General features: G+C 66.2%; 1 protein-coding gene. It reads right to left on the bottom strand.

Annotated elements, in window-relative coordinates:
- Window positions 1–533, bottom strand: a 533-nt coding sequence (locus tag IMZ11_RS43610; RefSeq protein ID WP_228649578.1) for an oxygenase MpaB family protein, incomplete at both ends; no start/stop codon positions are given.

Genomic DNA, 533 nt, shown 5'->3' on the forward strand with positions numbered 1-533 from the left:
TAGGTGGCCGGCATCGGGCGGTCGCTGACGCCGTAACGGCGGTACCACGTCTTGGACTCCAGGTAGATCTGTTCCTTCTCGGCGTCACTGAGGCGCTTGACGAAGGTGTCGGCGAAGTAGAGGACCTGCTCGACGAAGGTCGCGTGGGCCCAGAAGTAGGTGTCGGGATCCAGCGCGTGATAGCGCCCCACCGGCTCGCCGTCGGGGCCCGGCATGTCGCCCTTTACGTGGTGGTGGAAGTCGCGCACCTGGGTGCCGGCGTTGTCCTCCTCGGTGCCGTACACGGTGCGGAAGATCGGGGGGATGGTGCGTTTGAGCCGCTCCGCGGTGTCGGAGAAGAACGTCGAATGATCGAGTACGCCCTGGCCGAGCTCGGCCAGCATGTTCTGCAGCGGTAGCGGAAGGGTCTGGTGGCCACCGGGATTCGGTTGCCAGGCATCGGTCCACTCCGATTTGAGCTGGCGGGCCGGCTTACCGGTCCGCCCGGTCGAGCGCACCGTGTCGCGCGAGGTCGCCTCCAACATCTTCTGCAC

It is taken from the genome of Microtetraspora sp. AC03309 (assembly GCF_020826795.1).
In the GTDB taxonomy this organism is placed as follows: Bacteria; Actinomycetota; Actinomycetes; order Streptosporangiales; family Streptosporangiaceae; genus Microtetraspora; species Microtetraspora glauca.